General features: G+C 69.1%; 1 protein-coding gene. It reads right to left on the minus strand.

The features are described from left to right. A partial coding sequence (gene sfnG / locus ACFQ4O_RS17800; protein ID WP_378777746.1) for a dimethylsulfone monooxygenase SfnG occupies positions 1-1,047 on the minus strand: 1,047 nt, incomplete at both ends.

The raw sequence follows: 1,047 nt of genomic DNA on the forward strand, positions 1-1,047 counted from the left end.
GGCCTCGAGCTCGCGGACGAGCGGGATGACCTCCCGTCCGAAGAACTCGACCTCCTCCTGGAAGTGGAGGAAGCCCAGCAGCACGAGATCGACGCCGGCCTGTTTCAGATCGAGGATGCGCTCCGCGATCTGGCGCGGCGTGCCGATCAGGTTGGTCTTGAAGCCGTCGTTGTACTGCACGAGGTCCTCGAACGAGGACTTCGCCCAGTTGCCCTCGCCCTCGGGCGAGGCCGCGCCGGCGTTCTTCACCTCGTGGCCGAAGGCGTTCACCGCGTCGGGGTTCGCCTTGGCGACGATCTCGTCCACAACGCTGCGGGCCTCCGCCTCGGTGTCGCGGGCGACCGCGAAGGCGTTGACGCCGATCTTCACCCGGCGGCCAAGCTCGGCGGCCTTGGCCTGGACGTCGTCGACCTGCCGGGCGACGTTCTCGGGCGTGTTGCCGTTGGTGAAGTACCAGTCGCTGACGCGCGCGGCCATGTCGCGCGCCGCGCGGGACGAGCCGCCCTGGAAGATCTCGGGCAGCGGGTCCAGCGGCTTCGGCTTCAGCGAATAGTCGCGGTAGCGGTAGAAGTCGCCGGCGAAGCTGAAGCTGTCCTCCGCCCAGATGCCGCGCAGGGAGCGGATGAACTCCTCCGAGCGGCGGTAGCGCTCGTCGTGGTCGAGCCACGGCTCGCCGATGGCCGCGAACTCGCCCCGGAACCAGCCGGACACCACGTTGACGGCGATGCGGCCGCCGGTGAGATGGCTGATGGTGGCGAGCTGCTTGGCGGCGAGCGTCGGGTTCCACGGCCCCGGCAGCAGCGCGGCGATGACCTTCAGGCGCTCGGTGGCGGCGGCGAGGGCGTGGGAGAAGGCCACGCTCTCGTGCTGGTTCTCGGCGCCGTAGCCGGCGGTGAAGCGGATCTGGGTGAGGGCGTAGTCGAAGCCCGCCTGTTCGGCGATCTGCGCGAGCTTGCGGTTGTAGTCGAAGCTCCAGTCGGTGCGCTGCTCGATGGTGGAGATCACCAGACCCCCGGACACGTTCGGGACCCAGTAGGCGAAGCGGAT

It is taken from the genome of Methylopila musalis (assembly GCF_042679725.1).
Classification (GTDB): Bacteria; Pseudomonadota; Alphaproteobacteria; order Rhizobiales; family Methylopilaceae; genus Methylopila; species Methylopila musalis.